We start from the raw sequence: 1487 nt of genomic DNA on the forward strand, positions 1-1487 counted from the left end.
CGGACCTGGCGTTCGATCAGGCAGAAGATGAGCAGGGCCAGGCAGATGACGGTGATCAGCGCGTGGATGCGGCGGTTGTTCTTCAGATACAGGCTGGTGACGGCCAGCGGCCCCTTGAATGCCTGGTAGCGGCGCTCGACGGCTTCCTGGCCTTTGTAGTGGCGCAGTACCCGTTCGGCGTCGGCGGTTTCGGGTGGCAGGTTGGTGAGCAGGGCGTACCAGCCGTCGGTGGCGGCTTCGGCGTCCACTGCCTGCTGGTCGAAGTGCCAGGCCAGGGTGGGTTTACCGGTGTCGGGGTCGGTGCCGGTCTCGGCGATCAGGTAGGCGCTCACCCGGCGGGCGCGGCCGATCGCGCCGAGGCTGTCGGCGACGGCCTGCTGGGTGGGGTAGTGGCGTCCGCCCAGGCCGCGTTCGAGCCGGGCCAGGTCATCGCGGGCCCGCTCCAGCTTCTTGGCGCGGGCGCTCTGGGCGGCCTGGGCTCTGGCGGAGGAGTGCACGAACACCCGGCGCAGCGTCAGGATCGGGTCGTTCTTGCGTGGCCCGGCCAGCGTCATCACGTCCTCGCGCACGTGCCAGAGGCCACGCCGTTCGGCGGGCTTGCTCTCGTCCCGGGCGGCGACGTAGTCCACCCGGGCCGCGTCGGCGATCTTCTGGTCGGCCAGGGCCGCGGCGTTGACGTACTGCTTGGAGGCCGGCGCGATGAACGCCACGCCCTCGCCGTCCATGGCGGCCAGGTTGGCATACGAGATCAGCTTGGAATCACCGATCATCAGCATCCGCTGCGGGCCGGCCAGCTTCTGCAGGCCCTGCATCGCGCCGATGACCTGCCCGACCTCACCGGCCGCGCCGTCGTAGGCGCGCTGGAAGACCGGGATCGCGCCGTCCGCGGTCACCGCGATCCCGGCTTGGACCTGCTTGAGATCCAGCCGCCGGTCCTTGGGGTGGCCGAACCGCGGCGTCGCGAAGCCGGGCTCGGGCTGGTGGTAGTCGCCGTGCAGCGAGATCGACGTCATGTCCCAATGCAGGCGGGCCACATCCAGGCCGAACGCCTCGATCGCGGCCAGCCCGACCGAGCCGGCCAGGTGGTCCAGGTGCGGAGCGATCGCATCCAGCGCGCGGCCGATCCGGTCATCGTTGAGCAGCCCCGGCTCGACCCCGAACGCCTCGCCCACCGCCCACCCGCGCGCCCAGTCCTGCACGTGCACCAGCGGCGCGGGCGAGGTCAGCCGGTTGGCCACCAGCACCTCGATCACCTGGCCATGGGTCAACTCCGCGACATCACGCACCGGGCAGGCCGCATCCACCAACTCCCGGATCCGTAACCGCGAGCAGAACCCGGCGATAACCGGCAACGCTCCGAGCATCTTCTCGACACTGGCCTGGCCCCACTGCGCACGCTGTCTCACCAGCCAGGTCATACCGCGATGACGATCACCACAGCAACCTGGCGATCTTCACACAACCCGACGTGCGGAAAACGGGGCTAG

General features: G+C 69.9%; 1 protein-coding gene. It reads right to left on the minus strand.

The annotated features are described in order from the left end of the window. Positions 1-1406 (minus strand): IS1634 family transposase (locus ACIBQ1_RS61835; protein ID WP_397292888.1); only part of this gene is annotated, 1406 nt, incomplete at its 3' end. Positions 1407-1487 lie beyond the last annotated feature (81 nt).

The sequence above is a fragment of the Nonomuraea sp. NPDC050153 genome, assembly GCF_044460125.1.
Classification (GTDB): Bacteria; Actinomycetota; Actinomycetes; order Streptosporangiales; family Streptosporangiaceae; genus Nonomuraea.